Below are 25848 nucleotides of genomic sequence, written 5' to 3'. Positions count from 1 at the left end.
CGCCCGCGATGACCGGCGTACGGTCGTGGCATGGACAATCGCAGCGAGGTAAAGGAGTTCCTCACCACCCGCCGCGCACGCATCACGCCCGACGCCGCAGGACTCCCCGCGTTCGGCGGCAACCGGCGCGTCCCCGGATTGCGCCGCGAAGAAGTCGCCCTGCTGTCCGGGATGAGTGTGGACTACTACACCCGCCTCGAACGCGGCGACCTTTCCGGCGTCTCCCCCGGCGTCCTCGACTCCCTCGCCCGCGCCCTGCACCTCGACGACGCTGAAGCCGCTCATCTTCACGACCTCGCTCACGCCGCGAACACCTCCCCGGTCGCGCGCAAGCCCCGCAAGAGCACCACGACGCTTCGACCCAGCATCCAGCGTCTTCTCGACGCCATCACCGAAGCACCCGCGATCATCCGCAACAACTACTACGACTACGTCGCAGCGAACCGCCTCGGCCGCGCCCTCTATTCACCCGTGTTCGCCGAACCCGCTCCCAACAGCGCCCGGTTCGCCTTCTTCAACCCTGCCGCGCACGACTTCTACCCCGACTGGGACAAAGTCGTGCAGGAATTCGTCGCCGCCATGCGCGGCGACGCCGGCCGCAACCCGTTCGACAAACGCCTCACCGACCTCGTCGGCGAACTCGCCACCCGCTCCGAAACGTTCCGGACCCTCTGGGCCGCACACGACGTCCGCTACCACCGCACCGGCGTCAAGCGCATCCACCACCCCCTCGTCGGCGACCTCGAACTCACCTATGAAGCGTTCGAGCTGCCCGCCGACCCAGGACTGCAACTCTCGACCTTCACCGCCGAACCCGGCTCACCATCCGAAGACGCCCTCACACTTCTCGCCACGTGGGCCGCGACCACCGACGCACCCCTGACAACCGCCCCGAAGGCAACCTGATGCGCGAGCGCAAAGACCCGGCGTGATTCACGCAGTCTCCGAACCCGATTCCTGAACGGATCCGGGCGGCGGATGATGTCGGCATCCTCATCAGCGGGCGATGGTGAGTCGGCGGGCATCTCTCGGGCGGTGCCGGCCTCTTAGGCTCGAGGAGTGTCCAGCGCGCCGGTTTCGACGGAAGAGGACGCGGAGGGTCCCGCATCCCCGTCTCGATTGCGACGTCGGGTGGTTCTGGCAGCAGGAGCGACTTTCGCTGCAGCCGTCGCAGTACTGGTGTTCTTGCTGGCGATCTCCACCGGATCGAACGGCCAGGTGTCCGTCTTGATCGGAACGATGGGGTCCTCGCGGATCGGGACGGTGGCCGTCGTCGCGGCTCTGACGTCTCTTGCGGTGGGACTGTGTCTGATCCCGGTGTCGCGGATCTGGCTGCTCGTGATGGTTCCGGCGCGTCTCGCCGCGATCGCTGCCGCGTGTCTGGCCGGATTCGTCTGGGTGCTCACCTCTTCCGCGACGGTCGTACCGCTGATCAGCGCCGGGTGCGAAACCGGATACGTGATCGAGGAGGACTCCTTCCTCCTCGCCGGCTGGGGCACCGTGTACCGAACGGATGGCATCTTCGCAACCGCCGTCGAGCGGACCGGTGGCGACGACGGATATCACCCATTCGCCGACGGCGCCTATGCCGTGGCGGGCGACGGTGATGCGCTTCGGGTCTGGTACTCCTCCAGCTTCGACTACCTGGCCGCCCCGACAGCGACCGACGGCGAGCCCGCCTTCACCCTCCCCACACGAACCGACCGAGCCTTCTCCTGCGGTCTCAGCGCGGGCACGCGGGAGCCCTCGCCGACACCGCCGCCCCGGCCCGTCTACACCGCCGACGAGGCTCGCGCAGGAGTCGCGGAGATGGCGGCTGCCTCGCTTGCCGCAACTGCGGGGTCAGCCCGCAACGCCACGGGAGCCATCATCGACGCACAAGAGCTCGAACTCGTGACGACCGCGTGCGGCGAGGACGGGACCCGCGTCGGGGTCGGAATCGAGTTCACAACGGACGACAACGCCGCCTCGCTCGCACGAATCCTCCAGGTCTGGGATGCGGCCGGCTACTCTCCCGACCGCGCCATGCAGGAAGACATCCGCTACAGCGGAACCCTGCCCGTCGAGAAGATGAGCATCCGGGACTCCACGACGATCGACGGCCTCATCCGCATGGGCATCTCGTCCCGATGCAGCGCGCCGGAGTGAATCGGGCTTTGCCTCTGGGCGACTCGCCGCTCGGGATTCGATCGGCGGGGGTTGGACAGTTCTCCGGACGAGCGACGCTGGGCGACGGCGATACGGAGTCCCGGCCACCGCGCGACTGATCGTTCGATCCCCGTCGCGGGCACCAGCAAGGAAAGCCGTCCCCTGAGGGCCGGCTTTCCTTGTTCCCGACTGTTGCGCGCACGGTCGGGGTGGGTCGGCGCCGTTCCCCCAGAAACGACGCCGACCCATGAGCTGGAACGAGCAGCCACACGGAGTGGCAAGCGAGGGTTCGACCCCTCCGCTACTTCCAGGACGCCCCGGACGGCATTCCATTACGCGACGGTCGAGAATCGCCGCCGGTCAGTCGAGCAGATGGCGCAGGTAGCGCTCCGGAGCCGCGAGGTAGGAACGCCAGTGGGTGACGAGCTCGAGGTCCTCCCACGCCGACGCGCGCAGTCCCCATTCCCCCACCTCGACGATGTGCGCGCCGGGCAGCGAGGCGAGCACGGGCGAGTGCGTCGCGCAGAGCACCTGCCCACCGGCATCCGCGATCCGACGGAGCGTCGCAATCAGCGTGAGGGTCGACGAGAACGACAGCGCCGCCTCGGGCTCGTCGAGGCAGTAGAAGCCGGGCGAGTCGAACCTGGTGTCGAGGACGGCCAGGAACGACTCCCCGTGGCTCATCTCGTGGAAGACCGGTTCGGGACTGTTCGTCGGGTTCTCCTCCAGATAGGAGTAGAACCCGTGCATCGTTTCGGCGCGGAGGAAGTAGCCCCACCGGGGTGCGCCGATGCCGCGCTGCAATCGGATCCGCTCGGACAGGTCCGACTCGCTCGGACGAGTGCGGTGCTGTGCGGAAGCGGATCCCCCCTCGGCCGAGAAGCCGTACGCCATCGCGATGCCCTCCAGGAGGGTCGACTTGCCCGAGCCGTTCTCGCCGACGAGGAACGTCACGCCCGGCTGGAGGTCGAGGCCCGCGTCGAGCAGTTCTCGGACGGCGGGGATCGAGTCGGGCCACCGCCCCGGCGTCCCTCGAGGCGCGTCCTCGCGGGGAACGACCTTGACGACCGGAGGCTGTCGGAAGTCCCTCGAGCGCATTCCCGCAGTTTGGCACGCGCGCCGGACATCCATGCCGCCCGGAACAGGAGCTTCGCGCAGGGCAGGCCCTTTCCGCGCCGGATCGTCCTGCGTTGGCCGAATCACCTGTTCTCAGTCCACGCCCGCGCGCGCGCAGCGCCGCGGACGAGCGCTCAGACCAGGAAGATCCCATCGAGCAAGCCCGGGTTGTGCGCGTGCACGAGGACCAGGAACACAACCGCGTCGAACAGCAGGTGGACGGTCACCACGTATCCGAGCGAGCGGGTGCGCTTGAAGATGTAGGCCTGGACGAGTGCGAACGGGATCGTCAGCAGCGGACCCCACGCCTGGTAACCCAGCTCCCACAGGAACGAGACGAACACGATCGCCTGCAGGATGTTGGCCTGCCAGTCCGGGAAGTGCCGGCGCAGCAGAGCGAAGACCGTGCAGATGAAGAAGAGCTCGTCCCAGATGCCGACCGCGCCGACGCCGACGAAGAGCCGTGCGATCAGGTCGGGCGTGTCCACGACCGGCCAGTTCATGTAGACGCCCGACGTGATGAAGTAGAACGGCAGGATCAGCCAGCCCAGCACGAGCACGCCGATGAGCCAGCTCCACTGGAACGCCGTCCACCGGCCTCCGCCGCGCCACGGGAACCGGATCGCGTAGTCCCGGTAGACGAATCGCGAGATCACGTACGGCACGACCACCGCCCCGCCGAGCGCGAGGGTGAAGCGGAGGAAGGCGAGGTTGTCGAGCTCGGCCTTCAGGTCGATCACGCTCACGATCAGCATTCCGACCGTGATGAGCGAGAGGTCGCGGACGAGGCTCGGCGTGCGCACCCCGGCCGTTGTCTGGGGCGACCGTGCCGCATCGGCCTCAGCATCCGTCCGTGCACGTACGAGCCAGGCGATCAGCATGCCCGCCGCGAGCAGCGCCCACCCCAGCCAGGGCAGCCGGACCACGAAGAAGGCCGGCGCCGCGAGGCAGATCAGCAGTGCCGGGATCAACCCCACCGAGAGCGTCGGGCGGATGCCGAGGACCGTCGATGCGTGTGCGGGCATGTGTTCAGTCTGTCAGCGGATGGGCGATCTCGTCCTTCGGCATCCGTGCTGCGGCGATGGCGATCAGGCCGAAGACGAGCGGAAGGATGCCGGCCGCGATGAAGATCGTCTGGATCGGGACGACCTCGGCGAGGGGTCCCGCCACCGCCATCGACAGCGGCATGAGGGCGAGCGAGACGAAGAAGTCCAGGCTCGAGATGCGTCCCAGCATGTGCCGCGGGACGCGGCGCTGCAGCAGGGTGCCCCAGATCACGTTGCCGTAGCTGAACCCGAACCCGACCACGAAGAGCGAGGCGAGGAGCAGCCAGTACTGGTCGGTGATCCCGACGATGATGAACGGCAGCGTGCTGATGCCCCACACCAGATTCATCGTCGTGAGGTACCGGCGCGGCAGCGGGAGCGAGGAGACCACGATCGAGCCGGCGACTCCGCCCGCGCCGTACACCGCCAGCAGGAAACCGAACAGGCGGGGATCCTCGCCGATCCGCTCGCGCGTCAGGAACGGCAGCAGCACCTCCTCGGGCCCGACCACGACCAGGACCCACATCGTGGCGAACAGCAGCGTCCACAGCAGCCACGGCGTGCGCACCGTGAAGACGACGGCTTCGCGGAGGTCGTGCATCACGCTGCGGGTCGAGGGCTCTTCGTGCTCGGCGGCGACCGGCTCGGGTCGGAGGAACAGCAGGATCACGAACGCCGCCCCGTGCGCGAGCGCGATCACGATCGCCGCCTGCGCGGGGATGAGCGCCGCGAGGATGAGTCCCGCGGCTGCGGGTCCTGCGGCCTGTTGCAGCGCGGGCCGGATCGCTCCCTCGAGCCCGTTCGCGGCGAGCAGCTGTCCGGGCGGCAGGATGCGCGGCAGGATCGCGCTGTAGGCCGGAAAGAAGAAACCGGCACCGGCGCCGAGGACGAACGCGACGATCGTGAGTTGCGGGATGCCGACCTCGCCGAACGCGCCGACGACCACGACCGAGCTGATCGCGAGGAAGTCCGCGAGCGAGACCATGCGCACGATCAGGCGACGGGACACCCGATCGGCGACGATCCCGCCCGGGATCGCACACGCGAGCAGACCGGTCGCGTTCGCCGCGGCGACGAGCGAGAGCTGCAGCGGTCCGCCTCCGGCCGCGATCACCGCGTAGACCATCACGACCGCCCACATTCCGGCGGCGAAGATCGACAGCACCACGGCGCTGAACAGCGCCCGGAAGTCGCGGTGGCCGAGCGGACGCACGATGCGCCACCGGTCTTTCGCGACGGCCGGCCCGTCGGCCGGGAGGGCCGCCGAGGCTTCGGGCGCCGGGGCGGATGCCGAGGCTTCGGGCTCGGTCACGTCCGTGGCCGCCGCACGTAGACGAGGTCGCGGATCTCACGACCGGCGCGGGCGCCCTTCCGCTCGAACGCCGTGAGGATGCGACCGTCGAACCGATCGGCCCAGCCGCCCTCGAACCCGCGCGTGAACTCCGGCGCGGCATCCAGGACGTCCCGCATCTGTCGCGCGTACTGCTCCCAGTCGGTCGCGAGGCGCAGAACTCCCCCGTCGCGGAGCGCGGTGGCGGCGGCGACCGACGCGAACTCGGCCGTGACCAGGCGGCGCTTGTTGTGCTTGTTCTTGTGCCACGGGTCGGGGAAGAACACCCACAGCTCGGTCACCGACGCCGCGGGCAGCAGGTGGGCGAGCACTTCGGGCGCGTTGGCCTCCACGAGCCGGAGGTTCTCGATGCCCGCCTGCTCGGCGTTCAGCATCGTGCGCGCGAGCCCGGCGGTGAAGACCTCGACCGCGAGGAAGTCGTCCTCCGGCCGCGAAGACGCCGCATGGATGATCGCATGTCCCTGCCCCGAGCCGACCTCGACGATGAGCGCGGCATCCCGCCCCCACACGTCGCGCGGCGAGATCACGGCGCCGGGCCGCACGCTCGTGGCCGCTTCGTCGCGCGGCGCCTCCAGGACGTAGCGCGGCGCGAGGTCGGCCCAGGCCCGCTCCTGACCGTCGGTCATGCGGCCGCTGCGGCGGACGAAGGAGAGCGGGCGGTCGCGGAAGGAGACGGGTTCGGACACCCCTCCAGGCTAGCCAGCGCGGCGGTGCGCTCGTACGGGTCAGGCCGTCACGAAGTCGATGAGTTCCTCGACACGGCCGAGGAGCGCAGGGTCCAGGTCACGGTAGCTCGAGACCCGCCCGAGGATGCGCTGCCACGCGCGGGCGAGATCCGCCGGTGTCTCACTCGGCCAGCCGAGCGCGCGGCAGGTGCCGACTTTGATGTCGACGCCGCGCGGCACCGCCGGCCACGCGTCGATGCCCATCGCGCGCGGGGTGACGCACTGCCACACGTCGACGTGCGGATGACCCACGATCAGGACGTGAGCGCCGTGCGGCCCGCGTGCGATCGCGTCCGCGATGCGGGATTCCTTGGACCCCGGCACCAAGTGGTCCACGAGCACGCCGTACCGGCGCTCCGCGCTGGGCGGCTCGGCGCGCAGTGCGGACTCGAGGAGGTCGACTCCCTGAAGGAACTCGACCACGACGCCCTCGGCGCGCAGGTCATCGCCCCACACCTTCTCCACGAGCTCCGCGTCGTGCTTGCCCTCCACCAGGATGCGGCTCGCCCGCGCGACGCGGGCGCGGGACTCGGGGGCGGCGTACGATCCGGATGCCGTCCGGCGGGGCGCCTGCTGGGTCGCACGCACCGGCGGGTCGAGCACGACATCGGCTCCGTCGATGAGGAAGCCCGGGCCGAGCGGGAAGAGCCGGCGGCGACCGCCGCGATCCTCGAGTTCGACCAGGCCCGAGGCGACCCCGACGACCGCGCCGCAGAAGCCGTCCGCCGCGACCTCGACGACCAGGTCGTGCGTGGCCGCGATCCTCGGGACGACGCGCCGACGGCTCGCCCGCCAGTCGCCGGCCAGCACATCGGCGGGATAGCGATCGTCCATGGTTCTCCGAAGGTGCGCGCACCGATCGCGGGCGGGATCCCGGCGTGTGCGTCGAAATCGACACGCTACCCGTCGGACGCGACGGGTGACGGCACGACCCGCCCGGCGGGCCGTACCGCGCCTACCGTCGCATGCCCGCAGATGAATAGACTCGATGGTCCGGGGTGTGCGCTGCACGCGGCGGAGGAGGGCAACATGCGTTCGCGATGGGCATCGACGCTCACGACGGCGCTGAGCGCCGCGCTCGCCACCGTCCTCGTGCTCACGTCCGCCGCAGCGGCGTCGGCCACCGACCCCGTGACGCTCGGATCCGGCTATGTGCTCGACGATGCGGGAGTGCTGTCCGCCGGCCAGGAGGCCGAGGCGCAGAGCCGGCTCGAGAAGCTCAAGACCGACTCCGGGCTGGATCTCTGGGTGGTCTACGTCGACGAGTTCACCGACCCAGCCGCGTCGGAGGAGTGGGCGAACACGACCGCAGAGATCAACGGCCTGGGGCCCACGCAGTACCTCCTGGCCGTGGCGACCCAGTCGCGCCAGTTCTACCTGTCCGGCGACTCCGCGGGCCCCGTCTCGGGCGACCAGCTGAGCGAGATCGAACAGCGGCTCATCCAGCCGCGGCTCGCGGCGGAGGACTGGGTCGGCGCGGTGGATGCCGCCGCCGATGGTCTGCAGGATGCGGCCGGCGGCGGATCGGTCTCACCGCCGGCGTCTTCGGGCTCGGGATTCCCGGTGGGACTCCTGGTGTTCCTCGCCCTCGCCGCGATCGCGATCGTGATCGTCGTGGTGATCGTCCGCAGCCGCCGCAAGAAGGTGGGCGCACAACCGGGTCCGGGCGCGCCGCAGATCAGTACGGACGAGCTGTCACGCCGCGCCTCCTCGGCTCTCGTCGCGACCGATGACGCCGTGAAGACGAGCGAGCAGGAGCTCGGGTTCGCCCGGGCGCAGTTCGGGGACGCCGCTACGGGCGAGTTCGAGCAGGCGCTGGCCACGGCGCGGCAGAACCTCAACAGCGCCTTCACGATCAAGCAGCAGCTGGACGACTCGACGCCGGACTCCGAGGAGCAGACCCGGGCGTGGAACAGCGAGATCATCCGGCTGTGCGACGAGGCGAACGCCGGTCTGGATGAGAAGGCCGCGGCGTTCGACGAACTGCGACGCCTCGAGCAGAACGCGCCCGAGTCCCTGGCGCGGGTGCAGGAGCAGCGTGCCGCCGCCGCGGCCGCGATCGAATCCGCCGACGCGCACCTGTCCACGCTCGCGACGACCTACGCGCCGGAGGCTCTCGCGACCGTCGCCGACAATCCCGACCAGGCCCGGCAGCGCATCGCGTTCGCCGATGAGCAGCTCGCCGCCGCGCAGACCGCGATCGGCGCCGGCAAGGGCGGCGAGGCCGCGGTCAGCATCCGCGCGGCCGAGGAGGCCGTCGGGCAGGCCGTCCTGCTCGAGGAGGCGATCGACAAACTCGGGCGCGACCTCGCCGAGGGCGAGCGCAGCGCTGCGGCGCTGATCACCGAACTGACCGCGGACATCGCCGCGGCATCCGCTCTTCCCGACCCGGATGGGCGCGTCGCCACCGCGATCGCCGCGACGTCCGCCCAAGTGGATGCCGCGCGCACGAATCTGTCGAGCACGGCTCGCCGGCCTCTGGTCACCCTCCAGAGCCTGGAGGCGGCCAACGCTCAGATCGACAGCGTGGTCGCGGGCGTGCGCGACGCCGCCGCGAAGGCGCAGCGCGCTCAGCAGCTGATCGGCCAGCAGATCATGCAGGCGCAGGCGCAGGTCTCCGCGGCCGAGGACTACGTCGTCGCGCGGCGCGGCGCGATCGGCGCGGAAGCCCGCACCCGGCTCGCTGAGGCCGGCGCTGCGCTCGTGCAGGCGCAGCAGCTGCAGACGGCCGACCCCGAGCAGGCCCTGCAATACGCGCAGCGGGCCAACCAGCTCGCCGGTCAAGCGATCCAATACGCGCAGAACGACGTGAACGCGTTCCAGGGCGGCGGGATGTTCGGCGGAAGCGGCGGCGGAGGAGGCGGGAACATGATGGGCGCCGTCCTCGGCGGCATCGTGATCAGTTCGCTCCTCGGCGGCGGTGGCGGCCGCGGAGGCTCGTCCGGAGGCATGGGCGGCATGTTCGGCGGGGGCGGACGCAGCAGCGGTCGCATGAGCCCCGGCAGCTTCGGCGGCGGCGGCACGCGCGGCCGCCGCGGAGGAGGACGATTCTGACCGGCCCGCAGCGCACTTCGATTCAGCACGCAAGCGTCCCCACTCATCGATAGGAAGGAAATCCCGATGGCAAAGCAGTCCATCTTCGGTCGCATCTCTACCCTCTTGAAGGCGAACATCAACTCGATGCTCGACTCCGCCGAGGACCCGCAGAAGATGCTCGACCAGCTCGTCCGCGACTTCTCCAACAGCATCGCCGACGCCGAGTCCGCGATCGCCGAGACGATCGGCAACCTGCGCCTCCTCGAGCGCGACCACGAAGAGGACGTCCAGCAGGCGGCTGAATGGGGCAACAAGGCTCTGGCCGCCAGCAAGAAGGCCGACCAGCTCCGCGCGGCCGGCAACACCGCCGATGCGGACAAGTTCGACAACCTCGCCAAGATCGCCCTGCAGCGCCAGATCGGCTCGGAGCGCGAGGCCAAGGCCGTCGAGCCGACGATCGAATCGCAGACCGAGGTCGTCGACAAGCTCAAAGACGGCCTGAACGGCATGAAGCAGAAGCTCGAGCAGCTCAAGAGCAAGCGCAGCGAGCTGCTGGCGCGGGCCAAGACCGCCGAGGCGCAGAACAAGGTGCACGACGCGGTCAAGTCGATCGACGTCCTCGACCCCACGAGCGAGCTCGGTCGCTTCGAGGACAAGGTGCGCCGCCAGGAGGCGCTCGCCGCCGGAAAGCAGGAACTGGCCGCGTCGACCCTCGACGCGCAGTTCGAGAGCCTCGAAGACATGGGCGAGCTGACCGAGGTGGAGGCGCGCCTGGCCGAGCTCAAGGCCGGCGGCACGCCGTCCCAGGCCGCGATCGACGCCCCCACGGCGCCGTACACGCCCTGATCGCACGACGGAACCCTCCGGGCCGGCGCCGCCGGCCCGGAGGGTTCCGTGCTGTCGGGAGTGCCGCGGCGGGGCCGCGCGGGAGCCGGGGCTGAGGGATGATGAGGGCATGGCCCGATTCGTGATCGTCCCGCAGTGGCAGGGTTCACCGTCCTCGCGCGCGATGCAGCTCATCGACGGGGCGCAGGCGATCGCCGGCGATCTGCCGCGCTCGTCGTGCACGACCGTCGAGATCCCCCTCGAGGCCGGCGAGGCTGTCGAGACCGGCGTGCACCGGTTCAGTGCGCTGCGACGCAGTCGCGAACTCCTCGAGCTGGAGCTCGCTCCGATCGCCGAGCCGGTCATGCTCATCGGCGGTGACTGCGGCGCGGCGGTCGGCGCCGTCGGGCACGCCGCGGCGCGGCATCCGCAGCTCGCCGTGATCTGGCTGGACGCCCACCCCGATCTGCACACGCCGGACTCCTCGCCCTCCGGCGCCTTCAGCGGCATGGCCCTGCGCGCCGTGCTCGGCGACGGCGCGGAGGGACTCGCGCTGCGCACCGGGATCCCCGCGAGCCGCGTCGTGCTCGCCGGCGCCCGCGCGTACGACCCGCCCGAAGAGGAGGCTGTCACCGCCCTCGGTGTGCACACGGTCGACGCCGCGGCTCTCACCGATGCCGACGCGCTCGCGGCGGCGGTGGCCGGAACCGGTGCCGATGCGGTCTTCATCCACGTCGACCTCGACGTGCTCGATCCTGCCGCGATGGGCGGGGTGACGGCATCCGTTCCCTTCGGAGTGAGCCTTCCGGACCTGATCGCGTCGATCGGTCGCGTCCGCGAGCGGTGGCCACTCGCCGGCTCGAGCATCACCGGGTTCGCTCCGCCATCGCCCGCGGCGGCGGTGGACGACCTCGGCGCGATCCTGCGGATCGTCGGGGCGCTCGCGTGAGCCCGATTCCCACTCCCCCGGTCGGCTGGCGGGAGCGCGCAGATCTCGCCGTGGCCCGTGGACGACGTCTGGACCGCTTCCTGCCCTTCCTCGACTCGCCGCTCAGTCGCGCGGGCTACGTCTACGGCACCGTGGTCGGATGGATCTGGGGCTCGATCTGGAGCACCGGTCGCGTCGAGCGTCGCGCGGGCATGTGGATCTTCCGCGGGATGCCGCGCTGGGCGTATCGCCGCGGCGGCGTGTGCGTGGGCGGCTGCTACCTCACCGGAGACGAACCGGTGACAGATCGCGTGCTGGCGCACGAGTCGGTGCACGCGGACCAATGGCGTCGGTACGGGTTCCTGATGCCGGTCCTGTACGCGCTGGCAGGGCGGGACCCGCTGCGCAACCGCTTCGAGATCGAGGCCGGTCTGGAGGACGGCAACTACGTGCCGCGCGCAACGGGCCGCCGCTCCTGACCCGGAACGCTGCCGTCGGACCCACCCGCTCTCGAGAACGAGAGCGAGCGGGTCCGACGTGGACGCGCGGGCTCGTCGTCGAGCGCTCAGCCGCCGTTCGGGTACAGATGGGCGTTGCAGCCCTCTTCACCGAAGGGCGTGCTCACCACCGCGGCCCCTCGCGAGCTGAACTCCTTGCGCAGCTCCTTCGGGATGTGGCCCCAGTTCTGAACGTAGCCCGGCCCCGCGGGCCCGCCCTCCGAGCCGTCTTCGAGCCCCGAGAACGCGCAGAGCGAACGCGCCTTGTCGGGAGCGGGCGTCCCGTCGCCGTTTCCGTTGACCTCCCCCGCGAAGGCGGCGCCGCCCGAACCGAGGATCAGCACGGCGCAGATCGCCGCGCCGGCCAGTGTCTTCTTCATCGAATCTCCTCACAATGCGCGGACGCACCCCGTTTACACGTCCGCAGATCGGCCCCAGAAGTCGATTGGCGCCTTTCTAGCACCGGGCGGCATCAGCCACAAGACCCTGGTGGAGAGGGGAAAATCCTCAGCGCGCGGTCGGCAGACCGAAGCGCGCAGGCGTGTGGATCGCTCCGGCGTCGACGCCCGTGCGATCCATGAGGTGATCGACGATGTCGGCCGTGCCGAGGTAGCCGCCGAGCAGGAAGACCCGGGTGTGGTCGATGTCGTCGCACAGCATCTCGTCCGCCCACGCCGTGACCGCTCGGGAGAGAGCCTCCCCGGGAGCACACGAGCGCGACGTCCCCGGCGCGCCGCTGCGCGAGGCGCGGTCGAGCCAGGTGATCACCATGCGGGTCGGAGCGGTCAAGGCGACCTGGTGGCCGGCATCCGGGATCTCGATGAACACGCGGCCGGTCGAGCACAGCGGCAGGGTGGCCAGGAGCACCTCGAGCTCGGCGAGCGAGGACTCGTCGGCGGCGATCAGATGCTGCACGCGCGTGTGACGCGACGAGCGGCAGGCGGAGGCACTGTGCTCGATCGCGAAAGGCTGCGTGGTGGAGGACATGACACGTCGACTATACCGCAGGGAAGGTTTGCCTAACCTTGGTCGGGCCGTGAAAAACCGTCGTCTACGACCGGGCGACCAGCACGCGCCGCAGCTCGGCGAGCTCCTCGTCGGTCATCCCCTGGGCACGCAGATAGTCGGCGACGGACCCGAAGCGCCGCACCAAGTCGGCGAGCAGATCCCGCATGACCGGGGCCGGAGACCGCGTCGCGAGATCCTCGAGGTGGACCGCCTCCGGATGCATGCGGCGCAGCATCCCGACGACCCGCTCGTTGCGCCACTGCGGCAGAAGCGACTCGGTACGCGCGTAATCGGCGACCACGGCGTCGGTGTCGACTCCGGCGGCGGCGAGCGTGAGCGCGACCGTGACACCCGTGCGGTCCTTCCCGACGGTGCAGTGCACGAGCACCGGCTGCTCGGCGAGGACACCCCGGACCACGTCGACGACCCCCGCCGCCGAATCGTCGACCAGGCGCCGGTACATCTCCGTCAGCGGGATGTCGTCGGCGAAGAAGGACGCCACCGAGCCGAGGAAGAGCGGAACACGCTGCGTGCGCACGTCCAGCCCGGCCACGCGGCTCGGGGCGTGATCGACTTCGTCATCGGCGCGCAGATCGATGATCCGACGGATGCCGAGCTCGCGGAGCGCGTTCACACCCGGCTGCTCGAGCTGAGCGAGGTTGCCGGAGCGGAACAGCACACCGGCACGGGTCGCACCACCATCGCGCACGGGGAGACCGCCGGTATCGCGGAAGTTGACGGCACCCGCGACGAGCGGGCGGGACGGATCGGCGCCCGCGCTCACCAGGCCGCGCCGGATGCGGCGTCGTGATCCTCTCGGACCAGGTCATCGCGCGGCGGCGTGCTGTAGCGCCCTGCGATCGCGACCCGGTTGAACGCGTTGATCGCCACGAGGATCCAGCTGAGACCCACATACTCGGGCTCGCTCAGGATGCCGCCCACACGGTCGTAGACATCGTCGGGGACGCCGTCATCCGAGATGAACGTGAACGACTCTGCCAGCTCGAGTCCGGCCCGCTCCCGTTCGGAGAAGACCCCGGACTCCCGCCACACCGCGACCTGGGCGATGGTGTCGGCGGAGATCCCCGCTTTGGCCGCCCGCTCGACGTGGACGCGCACGCAGAATGCGCATCCGTTCAGTTGCGACACGTGGATCTGGACGAGCTCCTTCAGTCGCTCGTCGATGCCTGCATCGTCGGCGATCGCGCCCACCGTCCTGGAGAACGCGGCGAGTGCCTTGTAGGCATCCGGCGCCGACTTCGACAGGTGCACGCGCGCTGGCTGGCTCATGACGTCAGCCTACCCAGCACCGCGTCGGAGGAGTCGGGAGCGGGCATGATGTCAGGGTGAGCGCACCCACCGACGAGTTCTCCTTCCTTCCGGCCCAGGCCGCCGACATCGGGGTCGCGCCGCCTCTCCCCCGCGGCGAACGCGTGGACGTGACGCTCGAGGACGGACGCACGCTCAGTGCGCTGCGCTACGGCGACGGTGCGCCCGTCGTCACGTTCCTGCACGGTGCCGGACTCAACGCCCACACGTGGGATACGACGATCCTCGCGCTGGGCCTGCCCGCGCTGGCGATCGACCTCCCCGGCCACGGCGATTCATCCTGGCGCGAGGATGCCGCCTACACGGCGCGCGTGCTCGCTCCCGACGTCGTGTCCGGGCTGCGGGAGTGGACGAACGGGCCGCAGCTGCTCGTGGGTCACTCGCTCGGCGGCCTCACGGCGGCCGCGGTGGCGGCATCCGCCCCCGCCGCCGTCGCGCAGCTCGTCGTGATCGACATCACACCGGGGGTCGACCCGAACGCGGGTCCGACGCAGATCCGGGAGTTCTTCGCCGGCCCCACCGACTGGGCGACCCGCGAGGAGCTCGTCGACCGCGCACTCGCCTTCGGCCTCGGGGGGACGCGGGCGGCCGCCGAGCGCGGGGTGTTCCTCAACTCGCGCATCCGCCCGGACGGCCGGGTCGAGTGGAAGCACCACTTCGCGCATCTCGCCGCCGCGCCCGACCGGGCTGCGGACGCGCCCGCGCGGCAGGACGCGGTCGCGAACGTCCTGTCGGCGACGGGCTGGGACGACCTGGCCGCGGTCGCCGCCCCGATCACGCTGATCCGGGGAGACCGCGGCTACGTGACCGAGGCCGACGCCGCGGAGTTCTCCCGCCGCCTGCCCGGAGCGAGCGTCGAGATCGCGCCGACCGGCCACAACGTGCAGGAGGAGAGGCCCCGCGAACTCGGCGCTCGACTGCGGGAGATCGCCGGGAAGGGTTAACGCTTGTGTTGCGTTCCGTGTAGCGGGCGCATGCCTCGGTGCGGGCGTTCTCTAGGCTGGACTACCGGATCGACCCGATCTCGTCCGAGTCGCCGTCTGAGACATCCGTATCGCGGGTGATCTTTCGAAAGGACCCCCATGTTCCGCCGTACCTCCCTTGCCGCTGCCGCCGTGCTGGCTGCCGGCGCCCTGCTGCTGTCCGCATGCACGGGAGGTGGCGCGGCACCCGATCCCACGGCGACGACCGCTCCCGACCCGGATGCGTCGGCGGTGATCCGGCTGGTGCTGGAGCCGGGCAATCTGGACATCCGGGAGACGGCCGGTGCGGCGCTGGATCAGATCCTCGTCGACAACATCTACCAGGGGCTGGTCTCGCGCACGCCCGAGCAGGACATCGTTCCCGCGCTGGCGTCGGACTGGGAGGTCTCGGACGACGGTCTGACGTACACCTTCACGCTCCGCGAGGGCGTGACGTTCCACGACGGTCAGGAGCTGACTGCGCAGGATGTGGTCTGGTCGCTGCAGACCCGCAAGGACACCCCGGAATGGTCGGACTCGGCGCGTCTCGCGAACGTGTCCTCGATCACGGCGGACGGGCAGGAGATCACCCTGACCCTGACCGAGCCGGACTCGTCGCTGCTGTGGAACCTGACCGGCCGTGCCGGACTGATCCTCAAGGAGGGTGACACGGTCGACTATCAGACGAAGGCCAACGGCACCGGGCCCTTCACCCTCTCGTCGTGGAAGCAGGGCGACAGCATCACGTTCGACCGCTACGAGGACTACTGGGGTGAGCCCGCGAAGATCGCCGAGGTCGTGTTCGACTACATCCCCGACAACCAGGCGGCGCTGAATGCCGCCCTCGCCGGCGAGGTCGACGCGGTCACCGGTTTCGACGCGAACCTGAAGGAGCAGGTCGAGGCGACCGGTGACTTCGAGCTCGTCCTCGGCGCGTCCACCGACAAGGGCACGCTCGCGTTCAACCAGGCACCGGGCAGCCCGCTCGCCGACAAGCGCATCCGGCAGGCGATCCGGCAGGCCATCGATCACGACGCCCTGGTGGAGGCCCTCGGCTCGGGTCAGACCCTCTATGGGCCGATCCCGGAGCTGGATCCCGGGTACGAAGACCTGTCGGATGTCGCACCGTACGACCCGGACGCGGCCAAGGCGCTGCTCGCCGAGGCCGGAGCGGAAGACCTCACCCTGCAGCTCACGATCCCCTCGTTCTACTCCACGACGATCCCCCAGATCCTCGTGTCGGACCTGAACGAGGTCGGCATCACCCTCGAGGTCAACTCGGTGGACTTCCCCACCTGGATCAACGACGTCTACGTGAACAAGGACTACGACCTCAGCTTCGTCCTGCACACCGAGGCCCACGACTTCGAGAACTGGGCGAACCCGGACTACTACTTCACCTACGACAACCCGCAGGTGCAGGACCTGTTCGCGCAGTCCCTCGCCGCGACGGATGAAGCCGAAGCCGCCGACCTCCTCGCGCAGGCAGCGAAGATCGTCTCCGAAGACGCCGCCGGCGACTGGCTCTACAACGGCGCGTCCGTCGTCGCCGTCGGCACGAACCTCACCGGCCTTCCCTCGATCAACGTCAACGAACGCCTCAACCTCGCAGAGCTCACCAAGAGCAACGGGTGATCAAGTACACGCTGACGCGGGCGGCCCTGCTTCTGCTCGGGCTCCTCGTCGCCAGCGTGCTGATCTTCCTGTCCCTGCGAGTACTTCCCGGTGACATCGCCCAGCTGATCGCCGGCACGAACGGCACGCCCGAGCAGGTGGCCGCGATCCGGGAGCGGCTGGGCCTGGACCAGCCGCTCCCTCTCCAGTATCTGGAGTGGATAGGCGGAATCTTCCGCGGGGATCTCGGTACGTCGCTCCTGAACGGGTCCGGTGTCGCGGCCGAACTCGCGCAGAAGGCGCAGGTCACGGTGCCGTTGGGCTTGATGGCGCTCACGATCGCGGTCTTGTTCGCCGTGCCGCTGGGCGTGCTGTCGGCGATGCGCCGCGGCCACGGGGACGGCACGTTCCTGAGCATCGGCGCGCAGACCCTCGCCGCGGTTCCCGTCGTCTGGGCCGGAATGATGCTCGTCGTCGTCTTCGCGGTCTGGCTCGGCTGGCTGCCCGCCCAGGGATTTCCGCGGAGCGGATGGAACGACCCGGCGGCCGCGATCCGCTCCCTGCTGCTCCCCGCGCTGACGATCGGCATCGTCGAGGGGGCGATGCTCATGCGGTTCGTCCGCAGCGCCACGATGCAGGCGATCGGTCAGGACTACGTGCGGACGGCCGCCGCGAAGGGCCTCACCCGCACCACGGCGCTCATCCGTCACGGGCTTCCCAACGTGGCCCTCTCCGTCATCACCGTCCTCGGACTCCAGGTCGCCGGCATCATCGTCGGAGCCGTCGTGATCGAGCAGCTCTTCTCGCTCCCCGGGATCGGACGGATGCTGGTGGCGGATGTGAGCGCACGGGATCTGCCGAAGGTGCAGGGTGAACTGCTCGTGCTCACCGGCTTCGTCCTCGTGGTCGGGTTCGCCGTCGACCTGCTGCACCGCGTGATCGACCCGCGCCAGAGGGAGGCGCCTTGATGGCCCGACACACCGCGCGCACGCCGCGCACACCGTGGCTGCGCAGGCTGTGGGCGCTGTCCACCGGCCGGTTCGGCCTGATCGTCGTCGCCGTGGTCGCCCTGACCGCTCTCGTCTCCCTGTTCTGGACGCCCTTCGACCCGCAGCAGGTCTCGATCGCCGAGCGCTGGGCGGCTCCCGGCTGGCCGCATGCGCTCGGCACCGACGGCACCGGCCGGGACATCCTCAGTCTCCTCATGGCGGGCTCGCGCACGACGGTGCTCGTGGCGGTGGGTGCCGGGGCGATCGCCACCGTGATCGGCGTGGCGCTCGCCGCGCTCGGCGCACTGACCGCCCGCTGGCTGCGCGAGTCGGTCGCGGTGCTCGTGGACATCCTCATCGCGTTCCCGGTGCTGATCATCGCGATGATGATCAGCGCGGTGTGGGGAGGATCGCTCGGCGTCGTCATCTGGTCGGTGGGCATCGGATTCGGCGTCAACATCGCTCGAGTCACCCGACCGGAGCTGCGCCGGGTCCTGCACAGCGACTTCGTCCTCGCGGGCCGCGCGTCCGGTCTCACCCCGCTGCAGAACCTGTGGCGGCACCTCATGCCGAACGTCGCACCCGTGTTCATCGTGCAGCTTTCGTGGGGCATGGCGGTGGCGGTGCTCGCCGAGGCGGGATTGTCCTACCTCGGGTTCGGCGCCCCGATAACCGAGCCGTCGTGGGGCGTTCTCCTGGCACAGCTGCAGCAGTACATCAGCGTCTACCCGCTGTCCGTGCTGTGGCCGGGCCTGGCGATCACCCTCACCGTCCTCGGACTGAACCTGCTCGGCGACGCACTCCGGGAGGCCACCGACCCGACGCTGTCCCGCGGGCGGGACCGGCTGCATCCGCCGCGCGGAGCGATCCGCCACGTGCCGGAGGTGGTCGCGTGAGCCTTGAGGTGACCGACCTCACGATCGACATCGGCGACCGCCGCGTCGTGGACGGCGTTTCGTTCGATGTGCCGGACGGCGCGCGGGTGGGGCTCATCGGCGAGTCGGGATCCGGCAAGTCCCTGACGGCTCTCGCGATCCTCGGGCTACTGCCGGACGCGGCGGTCGCGGGAGGGAGTGTCCGCTGGAACGGCCGCGAACTGATCGGCCTGCCCGACCGGGAGCTCGCCGACCTGCGCGGCGACGAGATCGGCATCGTCTTCCAGGAGCCGCAGACCGCGCTGAACCCGATCCGCACGATCGGGCGGCAGATCGGCGAGTCGGTTCGCATCCACGAGGGCCTGTCGCGCTCCGAGGTGCGCGCACGCGCCGTCGCCGAAGCGGCGCGCGTCGCCCTGCCCGATCCGGCGCGCATCGTCTCGCGCTATCCCCACCAGCTCTCCGGCGGCCAGCGACAGCGCGCCGCGATCGCGATGGCCCTCGCCTGCCGCCCGCGCCTGCTGATCGCCGATGAACCGACGACCGCTCTGGACGTCACGATCCAGGCCGAGATCCTGGAGCTCCTGCTCTCGCTCGTGACGGACGACGGGATGTCCCTGGTGTTCATCACGCACGACCTCGCGGTGCTCTCGCAGATCGCCACGCACGCGGTCGTCCTGGAGGACGGCCGGGTCGTGGAGACCGGTCCGATCTCCACGCTCCTGACCTCGCCCGCATCCGAGGTCACCCGTGGTCTTCTGCGCGATGCCACGGCGACGCTGTGGTCTCCGGATCGGGGTGACCGATGAGCGAGATCCTGGTCCGCGCCCGAGGCCTGACCCGGCGGCATCCGGTCCCCCGCACGACCCTGTTCGAGCCTCGTACGTTCACCACCGCACTCGAGGACGCGGACGTCGTCGTCCGCCGCGGCTCGGCGGTCGGGATCATCGGCGAGTCCGGATCGGGCAAGTCGACCCTCGTGCGCCTCCTCCTGGGGCTGGACGCGCCGACGGCCGGCACGGTCGAGTTCGACGGCGAGCCGGTGGATGCCGCGGCCGCGGCGCGGCGTCTGCATTGGCTCCGCCGGCAGACCGGCATCGTGTTCCAGGATCCGTATGCGTCCCTGGACCCGCGGATGAGCGTCGGCCGGATCGTCGGGGAACCGCTGTGGGCACTGGGGATCGAGGGCGACCGGCGCGCCCGCGTCCGCGAGGTGCTGACCGAGGTGGGGCTCGAGGCCGAGATGGCCGACCGTTTCCCGCACGAGTTCTCCGGGGGGCAGCGACAGCGCATCGCGATCGCCCGCGCGATCGTGCACCGCCCGGCCCTGCTCGTCGGGGACGAGCCGCTGTCGGCGCTCGATGTCACCGTGCGGGCGCAGATCCTCGAGCTACTGGCGGAGTTGCGCTCCCGAGACGCCCTCACGCTGGTGCTCGTCTCCCACGACATCGGCGTCGTGCAGAACCTGTGCGACGAGGTCATCGTGATGAAGGACGGGCGCATCGTCGAGGACGGGCCCACCGAGAAGGTGCTCCTCGACCCCCAAGTCGCCTACACGCGGCGACTGCTCGCCTCGATACCCGTCATCGATCCGGGCGTCGGCGGGGGCGGTTAGCCTCTGAGCATGACCCACGCGATCATCCCCCCGTATCTGCTCGCGCGGATCGCCGCCGTCCAGGAGCCGGCGTGGGCGCACGCGGCGCAGGCCGCACAGGCGACGCTGCTGACCCCGCGCCCGTACCGGCCGACGCGATCGCGCATCCGCATGTCGGTCGAGGACGGCGGGACCCTCGTCTTCGAGGGCGCACCGGCGCCGGATCGCACGATCTTCGACGCGCAGCAGCGCGAGCAGCTGCCCGGAACGCGCGTCCGCGGCGAGGACGACCCGCCCACCTCCGACGCCGCCGTCGACGACGCGTACGACGGGCTCGGGGCGACGTTCGATTTCTACTGGGACGCATATCAGCGCAACGGCATCGACGGACTCGGCGGGTCGCTGCTGGCGACCGTGCACTACGGGCGGGACTACGACAACGCGTTCTGGAACGGCGAGCGCATGGTGTTCGGCGACGGGGACGGCGAGGTGTTCGTCGGGTTCACCGGCTCGCTCAGCGTGATCGCGCACGAGCTCACCCACGGCGTGACCGAGTTCGCGGGCGGGCTGGAGTACCAGGGGCAGTCCGGGGCGCTGAACGAGTCGATGTCCGACGTGTTCGGCGCGCTGACCGAACAGCACCGGGCGGGGCAGGATGCGGATGCCGCGTCCTGGCTGATCGGCGAGGGCATCTTCACCGCCGCCGTCCAGGGCGTGGCGCTGCGATCGATGCGGGCGCCCGGCACGGCCTACGACGATGACGTGCTCGGACGCGACCCGCAGCCGGCGCACATGGACGATTACGTGCAGACCACGGACGACAACGGGGGCGTGCACATCAACTCCGGCATCCCGAACCATGCGTTCTATCTGACCGCGCAGCGGCTCGGCGGGAAGGCCTGGGAACGCGCGGGGCGCGTCTGGTATCTGACACTCACCTCAGGCGCGCTCTCGCCGACCGCTGGCTTCGCCGCCTTCGCCCGGGCCACCGTCTCCACGGCCGCGGCGGAGTACGGTGAAGACTCGGAGGTCCTCGACGCGGTCCGGAGGGGCTGGATCGGCGTCGGCGTGATGGATGACGGAGCAGCAACGACCTGATGCGGAGCCTGCGCGCGCGAATCGGCTGTCGGTGACCGTCACCCGCACGGGCGGCATCGCCGGCGCGAAGCGCACGTGGCAGGCGCAGCCCGAGACTGCGGATGCCGGTCATTGGGCCGAGCTGATCGACCGCTGCCCGTGGGACGCGGCGGACCCGGCGCGGCCGATCGTCCCGACCGGGGCGGACCGCTTCATGTGGCATGTCGGCGCGGTCTGCGGACCGACCGCGCGGGAAGCGGCGCTTCCCGACGCCGAGGTGCAGGGACCGTGGCGCGAACTGATCGACGCGGTGCGCGCCGTGCGCGCCGATCTCAGCGGCCGAACAGGCCCTTCCTCTTCTTGACCGGCTTCAGGTGCTTCTGCAGGTAGATCGTGCCGAGCCACCGACCGAACTTGAAGCCCACCCGGCCCATCCGTCCGACCTCGACGAAGCCGAGCTTCTCGTGGAGGGCGATCGAGGCCTCGGCCCCCTTGTCGCTGATCACCGCCACCATCTCGCGGATGCCGGCCTCCTCGCACGCTGTGATCAGCGCTTCGAGGAGGGCCCTGCCCAGGCCCTTGCCCGCGGCGGCGTGACCGAGGTAGATCGAGTTCTCGACGGAATACCGATAGGCCGACTTGCTCGACATCGGCTGGACGAGGGCGTACCCGAGGATCTGACCGGACGGGGACTCCGCCACCAGGAACGGCAGACCGAGCTTGTGCAGGAGCGCCGCCTTCTCGCGCCACTGCGTCAGCGTCCACTTCTTCTCGTCGAAGGTCACGACGGAGTTCGTCACGTAGTAGTTGTAGATCTCACGGACATCCGGCAGGTCGCGCTCCTGGAACGGCCTGATCGTGAAGGAGAAGCCGGGCTCGGGCGGCGCGGGCTTGCGCAGGTGCCGGGGAAGGCGGCGGCGATCCCGGTCGTATTCCTCCTCGAGCATGCCGTCAGCCTACGCGCGCAGGAATCGCCCAGTCGACGCCCGGCACGCCCTGCTCTTCCAGGAGCGCGTTCGCGCGCGAGAACGGACGCGAACCGAAGAAGCCACGGCTCGCGGAGAGCGGCGACGGGTGCGGCGACTCGATGATCGGCGTCGATCCGAGGAGGGGACGCAGGCTTGCGGCATCCTTGCCCCAGAGGATCGCCACGAGAGCCGCATCGCGCGCGACGAGCGTGCGGATCGCGTGCTCGGTGACCTTCTCCCATCCCCACCCCCGGTGTGACGCGGGGGCGCCGGGTGCGACGGTGAGCACGCGGTTCAGGAGCAGGACGCCCTGGTCGCTCCACGCCGACAGATCACCGTGGGCCGCCGGCGGGATGCCGAGGTCGTCGTTCAACTCGCGGTAGATGTTGCCGAGGCTGCGCGGCAGTGGGCGCACGTGGGAGTCGACCGCGAAAGACAGCCCGATCGGGTGCCCGGGCGTGGGGTACGGGTCCTGCCCGACGATCAGCACCTTCACTTCCGCCAACGGGCGCCGGAACGCGCGCAGCACGTTCTCGCCGGCGGGGAGATAGCCGCGGCCGGCCGCGACCTCTTCGCGGAGCCGGTCGCCCAGCGCGGCGATCCGAGGGGCCACCGGCTGGAGGGCGTCCGCCCACGCCGGATCGATCAGTCCGTCGGCGGCGAGCTCGGCGAGCGTGCGTGCCATCAGTCGACGCCGCCGCGGACGCGCAGCGGCCCGCGGGCGAGCAGGTGTTGCGCGGACTGCGCGACCGGTCGCATCGTCACGAGATCGAGGTTGACGTGCCCCGGCGCGTTCAGGGCGTACGCGATCACGTCGGCGACATCGTCGGCGGTGAGCGGGTTCTCGACGCCCTCGTAGACGCGCTCCGCGGCATCCCGGTCGCCACCCAACCGATTGAGCGTGAATTCCTCTGTGAACACCATTCCCGGGGCGACCTCGGTGACGCGAATCGGCTCCCCGTTGAGTTCTTGGCGCAGGACGTGGGCGAGCATGGCCTCGGCGGCCTTCGCCGCGTTGTACCCGGAACCGCCTGGGTACGGCGTGAACGCCGCCGTCGAGGTCACGAAGAGCGTGTCCGCGTGCCCGTCCACCGCGGCGGTGCCGCGCAGGTGCGGCAGGAGCGCGGCGACCAGGCGCTGGCTGGACAGGACGTTCGCATCGAACATCCACTGCCAGTCCGCGGGGCGCGCATCCTCGACCCGGTCGGTGCCGCGCGCGCCACCGGCGACCTGCACGAGGGCATGTACCGGCCCGGTCTCAGCGAGCCAGGCGGACAGCGCATCCACGTCTTCCTGGCGGGTGAGGTCCGCCGCGAACGCGACGGCTCCGGTCTCCTCTTCGAGAGCGTGCAAACGGTCGGCACGCCGTGCGACACCGACGACATCCCAGCCGCTCGCGCGCAGCGCGCGGACCGCGGCCTCACCGATCCCCGAACTCGCCCCTGTCACCACTGCGCGCCGTGTCACCATACCTCCACGCTACCGACACCCGGTGTTACGTCACATTTCCCGTCCGTTGTTGACAGAGGACGGCATCCCTACTCTCGACACAGGCCGCAGCGTCCGCCGCCGCCTGGACGACACCCGATGGAGTACGCACATGTCCGCACCCGAGAACTGGCGCTTCGAGACCAAGCAGATCCACTCCGGCGCCCAGCCGGACCCGGTCACCAAGGCCCGCGCCACGCCGATCTACCAGACGACCTCGTACGTCTTCGACAACACGACCCACGCGGCGAACCTGTTCGCCCTCGCCGAGTTCGGCAACATCTACACCCGCATCCAGAACCCGACGCAGGATGTCGTCGAGCAGCGCATCGCGGCGCTCGAGGGCGGCACCGGTGCACTGCTGGTCGCGAGCGGCCAGGCGGCCGAGACGTTCGCGGTGCTCAACATCGCCGAGGCCGGCGACCACATCGTCTCGTCGAGCTCGATCTACGGCGGCACGTACAACCTCTTCAAGTACACGCTGAAGAAGCTCGGCATCGATGTCACGTTCGTCGAGAACCAGGACGACGCGGCGGAGTGGGCGGCAGCGGTCCGCCCCAACACCAAGCTCTTCTTCGCCGAGACGATCGGCAACCCCAAGATCAACATCCTCGACATCCGCCTCGTCGCCGACGTCGCACACGAAGCCGGCGTCCCGCTCATCGTCGACAACACGATCGCGACCCCGTACCTGATCAAGCCGTTCGAGTTCGGCGCCGACATCGTCGTGCACTCGGCGACGAAGTTCCTCGGGGGTCACGGCACGGTCATCGGTGGCGTCATCGTCGACGGCGGAACCTTCGCGTGGTCGGAGAACGTCGACCGCTTCCCCGGGCTCACCGTTCCCGACCCGAGCTACCACGGCGCGTCGTACACCGCCGCCGTCGGCGACGGACTCGCGTACATCATCAAGGCGCGCGTGCAGCTGCTGCGCGACCTCGGCGCAGCGATTTCGCCGCAGAGCGCCTGGCTGCTCATCCAGGGGATCGAGACCTTGTCGCTGCGCATCGAGCGTCATGTGCAGAACGCGCAGGAGATCGCGGAGTGGCTCGAGGAGCAGTCCGACGTCGCGTCGGTGAACTACTCGGGTCTCCCGTCCTCGCCGTGGTACGCCAAGGCGAACGAATACGCTCCGAAGGGCGTGGGCGCGGTGCTGTCGTTCGAGCTGAAGGGCGGCGTGGAGGCCGGCCGCGAGTTCGTGAACACCCTCACGCTGTTCAGCCACCTCGCCAACATCGGCGACGTACGCTCGCTCGTGATCCACCCGGCATCCACCACGCACTCGCAGCTCACGCCCGAGCAGCAGCTGACGACGGGTGTGACGCCCGGGCTCGTCCGCCTCTCGGTGGGCCTGGAGAACATCGACGACCTCAAGGCCGACCTCGAGCAGGCGCTCGCGGCCGCCCGCCGGGTCAGCGAGGCTGCGCGCGCCTAGCGCGACAACCACGCTCGGGGCACGTGCTCCGCGTCGCGGCCCGTGTTGCCACACGGACCGCGGGAGCGGGCGCGTGCCCCGAATGCGTTGCGACCTATGCGCGCACCTTGGGACGCACGTGTCCGAGGCCGCCGTCGATGCCGAGGACCTGGCCGGTGATCCAGTCGTTCGCAGGATCCAGCAGGAACGCGACCCCGCGCGCGACATCGGCGGGCTCACCCAGACGACCGAGCGCGTGCATCGCCTCCGACACCTTGCGGGAGCCCTCGCTCGCCGTGAGCCCCGCCGTGAGCGGTGTCCGGGTCAGGCCGGGGGCGACCGCGTTGATCCGCAGGCCCTGGCTCGCGTAGCTGGCAGCGGCCGACAGCATCAGACCGATCACCCCCGCCTTCGCGGCGGCGATCGCGTCGTGGTTGGACAGACCCGCCATCGCCGCCGCGGACGACACCAGCACGACGGATCCGCCCGAGCGCAAGTGTCTGCCCGCCGCGCGCACCGTCGCGAACGCCGTGGTCAGCGACGCGGCGATCACGTCGTCGTACTGGTCGCGCGAAGTCAGGTGCGCGGGCTTGAGCAGCATCGAACCCGCGAAGCACGCGACGCCGTCGAGCGGCCCCACCTCGGCGACCGCGCGGTCGACCGCGTCGAAATCGGTCGCGTCGAGCACGATGTCGACTCCGGATGCCGCCCCTCGCGCCGTCGCGAGGACGTCGTGTCCGCTCTGCCGCAGCAGGTCGCAGGCCGCCGAGCCGATGCCGCTCGTCGCCGCGATGATCAGGAATCTCGCCATGCCGCCATTCTGGTGCGCCAGGGCCACCCCGAGGGCCGGATCCCGTT

Annotated in this window: 28 protein-coding genes; 15 read left to right on the top strand and 13 right to left on the bottom strand. The window is 70.3% G+C overall.

Going from position 1 to position 25848, the window contains the following annotated elements:
• Window positions 1-30 precede the first annotated feature (30 nt).
• Both ABD197_RS05970 and ABD197_RS05965 read left to right on the top strand, forming a co-directional pair.
• A complete protein-coding gene (locus tag ABD197_RS05970; RefSeq protein ID WP_344052587.1) occupies window positions 31-906 on the top strand; it encodes a helix-turn-helix transcriptional regulator in 876 nt (291 codons plus the stop codon).
• A gap of 153 nt (window positions 907-1059) precedes the next feature.
• On the top strand, window positions 1060-2148 hold the full coding sequence (locus ABD197_RS05965; RefSeq protein WP_344052585.1) for a hypothetical protein: 1089 nt from the start codon (window positions 1060-1062) through the stop codon (window positions 2146-2148).
• Between the two features lie 360 nt (window positions 2149-2508).
• Here ABD197_RS05965 and ABD197_RS05960 read toward each other — a convergent pair whose 3' ends face one another.
• The 5 genes from ABD197_RS05960 to ABD197_RS05940 form a co-directional block, all read right to left on the bottom strand.
• Complete coding sequence (locus ABD197_RS05960) at window positions 2509-3246, bottom strand: AAA family ATPase (protein WP_344052582.1); 738 nt, start codon at window positions 3244-3246, stop codon at window positions 2509-2511.
• Window positions 3247-3398: 152 nt separating this feature from the next.
• The gene (locus ABD197_RS05955; protein ID WP_344052579.1) at window positions 3399-4289 is read right to left on the bottom strand and encodes a CPBP family glutamic-type intramembrane protease; all 891 of its coding nucleotides are present in this window, start codon (window positions 4287-4289) and stop codon (window positions 3399-3401) included.
• A 4-nt stretch (window positions 4290-4293) separates the two neighbouring features.
• Window positions 4294-5526 (bottom strand): MFS transporter, encoded by a 1233-nt coding sequence (locus ABD197_RS05950; protein ID WP_486341519.1) that lies wholly within the window; start codon window positions 5524-5526, stop codon window positions 4294-4296.
• A gap of 92 nt (window positions 5527-5618) precedes the next feature.
• Entirely contained in the window at window positions 5619-6287 is a 669-nt protein-coding gene (trmB, locus tag ABD197_RS05945; protein WP_344055801.1) for a tRNA (guanosine(46)-N7)-methyltransferase TrmB, read from the bottom strand.
• A 99-nt stretch (window positions 6288-6386) separates the two neighbouring features.
• Window positions 6387-7220 carry a DUF3097 domain-containing protein gene (locus ABD197_RS05940; protein ID WP_344052577.1) on the bottom strand — a complete coding sequence of 278 codons (834 nt, stop codon included), beginning with the start codon at window positions 7218-7220 and terminating at the stop codon, window positions 6387-6389.
• A gap of 195 nt (window positions 7221-7415) precedes the next feature.
• On the opposite strand from ABD197_RS05940, the gene ABD197_RS05935 reads away from it, so the two are divergent.
• From ABD197_RS05935 to ABD197_RS05920, 4 genes are all read left to right on the top strand, one after another.
• Window positions 7416-9440: a TPM domain-containing protein gene (locus ABD197_RS05935; RefSeq protein ID WP_344052575.1), complete on the top strand. Its 2025-nt coding sequence runs from the start codon at window positions 7416-7418 to the stop codon at window positions 9438-9440.
• Between the two features lie 66 nt (window positions 9441-9506).
• Complete coding sequence (locus ABD197_RS05930) at window positions 9507-10268, top strand: PspA/IM30 family protein (RefSeq protein WP_344052573.1); 762 nt, start codon at window positions 9507-9509, stop codon at window positions 10266-10268.
• Between the two features lie 109 nt (window positions 10269-10377).
• Window positions 10378-11196: an arginase family protein gene (locus ABD197_RS05925; protein WP_344052571.1), complete on the top strand. Its 819-nt coding sequence runs from the start codon at window positions 10378-10380 to the stop codon at window positions 11194-11196.
• A complete protein-coding gene (locus tag ABD197_RS05920) occupies window positions 11193-11654 on the top strand; it encodes a Fe-S oxidoreductase (RefSeq protein WP_344052569.1) in 462 nt (153 codons plus the stop codon). The genes ABD197_RS05925 and ABD197_RS05920 overlap by 4 nt, the downstream gene beginning before the upstream one ends.
• Window positions 11655-11740: 86 nt before the next feature.
• Here ABD197_RS05920 and ABD197_RS05915 read toward each other — a convergent pair whose 3' ends face one another.
• The 4 genes from ABD197_RS05915 to ABD197_RS05900 all read right to left on the bottom strand — a co-directional run bounded on the left by ABD197_RS05915 (window position 11741) and on the right by ABD197_RS05900 (window position 13970).
• Entirely contained in the window at window positions 11741-12052 is a 312-nt protein-coding gene (locus tag ABD197_RS05915; protein ID WP_344052567.1) for a hypothetical protein, read from the bottom strand.
• 127 nt (window positions 12053-12179) lie between these two features.
• On the bottom strand, window positions 12180-12659 hold the full coding sequence (locus ABD197_RS05910) for an SIP domain-containing protein (protein ID WP_344052565.1): 480 nt from the start codon (window positions 12657-12659) through the stop codon (window positions 12180-12182).
• A 64-nt stretch (window positions 12660-12723) separates the two neighbouring features.
• A complete protein-coding gene (locus ABD197_RS05905; RefSeq protein WP_425561030.1) occupies window positions 12724-13467 on the bottom strand; it encodes a tyrosine-protein phosphatase in 744 nt (247 codons plus the stop codon).
• Window positions 13461-13970 (bottom strand): carboxymuconolactone decarboxylase family protein, encoded by a 510-nt coding sequence (locus tag ABD197_RS05900; protein ID WP_344052561.1) that lies wholly within the window; start codon window positions 13968-13970, stop codon window positions 13461-13463. Before ABD197_RS05900 ends, ABD197_RS05905 begins: the two co-directional genes overlap by 7 nt.
• A gap of 56 nt (window positions 13971-14026) precedes the next feature.
• Here ABD197_RS05900 and ABD197_RS05895 point away from each other — a divergent pair, with 56 nt between their 5' ends.
• The 8 genes from ABD197_RS05895 (at window position 14027) to ABD197_RS05860 (ending at window position 21484) form a co-directional block, all read left to right on the top strand.
• Entirely contained in the window at window positions 14027-14953 is a 927-nt protein-coding gene (locus tag ABD197_RS05895; protein WP_344052559.1) for an alpha/beta fold hydrolase, read from the top strand.
• A gap of 138 nt (window positions 14954-15091) precedes the next feature.
• The gene (locus ABD197_RS05890) at window positions 15092-16606 is read left to right on the top strand and encodes an ABC transporter substrate-binding protein (RefSeq protein WP_344052557.1); all 1515 of its coding nucleotides are present in this window, start codon (window positions 15092-15094) and stop codon (window positions 16604-16606) included.
• Entirely contained in the window at window positions 16603-17553 is a 951-nt protein-coding gene (locus tag ABD197_RS05885; protein ID WP_344052555.1) for an ABC transporter permease, read from the top strand. Before ABD197_RS05890 ends, ABD197_RS05885 begins: the two co-directional genes overlap by 4 nt.
• A complete protein-coding gene (locus ABD197_RS05880; RefSeq protein ID WP_344052552.1) occupies window positions 17553-18470 on the top strand; it encodes an ABC transporter permease in 918 nt (305 codons plus the stop codon). Before ABD197_RS05885 ends, ABD197_RS05880 begins: the two co-directional genes overlap by 1 nt.
• Window positions 18467-19258 carry an ATP-binding cassette domain-containing protein gene (locus tag ABD197_RS05875; RefSeq protein WP_344052549.1) on the top strand — a complete coding sequence of 264 codons (792 nt, stop codon included), beginning with the start codon at window positions 18467-18469 and terminating at the stop codon, window positions 19256-19258. Before ABD197_RS05880 ends, ABD197_RS05875 begins: the two co-directional genes overlap by 4 nt.
• Window positions 19255-20064 (top strand): ABC transporter ATP-binding protein, encoded by an 810-nt coding sequence (locus ABD197_RS05870; protein ID WP_344052547.1) that lies wholly within the window; start codon window positions 19255-19257, stop codon window positions 20062-20064. The genes ABD197_RS05875 and ABD197_RS05870 overlap by 4 nt, the downstream gene beginning before the upstream one ends.
• A gap of 9 nt (window positions 20065-20073) precedes the next feature.
• On the top strand, window positions 20074-21141 hold the full coding sequence (locus ABD197_RS05865) for a M4 family metallopeptidase (RefSeq protein WP_344052545.1): 1068 nt from the start codon (window positions 20074-20076) through the stop codon (window positions 21139-21141).
• A 31-nt stretch (window positions 21142-21172) separates the two neighbouring features.
• A complete protein-coding gene (locus ABD197_RS05860) occupies window positions 21173-21484 on the top strand; it encodes a protealysin inhibitor emfourin (protein ID WP_344052544.1) in 312 nt (103 codons plus the stop codon).
• On the opposite strand, the gene ABD197_RS05855 is transcribed toward ABD197_RS05860, so the two are convergent.
• Genes ABD197_RS05855 through ABD197_RS05845 form a run of 3 tightly spaced genes read right to left on the bottom strand, consistent with a single transcriptional unit; the run spans window position 21453 to window position 23558 of the window.
• Complete coding sequence (locus ABD197_RS05855; RefSeq protein WP_344052542.1) at window positions 21453-22067, bottom strand: GNAT family N-acetyltransferase; 615 nt, start codon at window positions 22065-22067, stop codon at window positions 21453-21455. The genes ABD197_RS05860 and ABD197_RS05855 overlap by 32 nt on opposite strands.
• 4 nt (window positions 22068-22071) lie before the next feature.
• Window positions 22072-22773: a uracil-DNA glycosylase gene (locus tag ABD197_RS05850; RefSeq protein ID WP_344052540.1), complete on the bottom strand. Its 702-nt coding sequence runs from the start codon at window positions 22771-22773 to the stop codon at window positions 22072-22074.
• On the bottom strand, window positions 22773-23558 hold the full coding sequence (locus ABD197_RS05845; protein ID WP_344052537.1) for an SDR family oxidoreductase: 786 nt from the start codon (window positions 23556-23558) through the stop codon (window positions 22773-22775). The genes ABD197_RS05850 and ABD197_RS05845 overlap by 1 nt, the downstream gene beginning before the upstream one ends.
• 130 nt (window positions 23559-23688) lie before the next feature.
• On the opposite strand from ABD197_RS05845, the gene ABD197_RS05840 reads away from it, so the two are divergent.
• Window positions 23689-25011, top strand: coding sequence for a bifunctional o-acetylhomoserine/o-acetylserine sulfhydrylase (locus ABD197_RS05840; RefSeq protein ID WP_344052535.1), 1323 nt, complete (start codon window positions 23689-23691; stop codon window positions 25009-25011).
• Window positions 25012-25105: 94 nt separating this feature from the next.
• Here the strand turns inward: ABD197_RS05840 and ABD197_RS05835 are convergent, their stop codons facing one another.
• A complete protein-coding gene (locus ABD197_RS05835) occupies window positions 25106-25801 on the bottom strand; it encodes an SDR family NAD(P)-dependent oxidoreductase (protein WP_344052533.1) in 696 nt (231 codons plus the stop codon).
• Between the last annotated feature and the right edge of the window lie 47 nt (window positions 25802-25848).

It is taken from the genome of Microbacterium lacus, from assembly GCF_039531105.1.
Lineage (GTDB): Bacteria > Actinomycetota > Actinomycetes > Actinomycetales > Microbacteriaceae > Microbacterium > Microbacterium lacus.
Note: the sequence above shows the minus strand (reverse complement) of the source record. Positions and strands in the feature narration are given on the sequence as shown.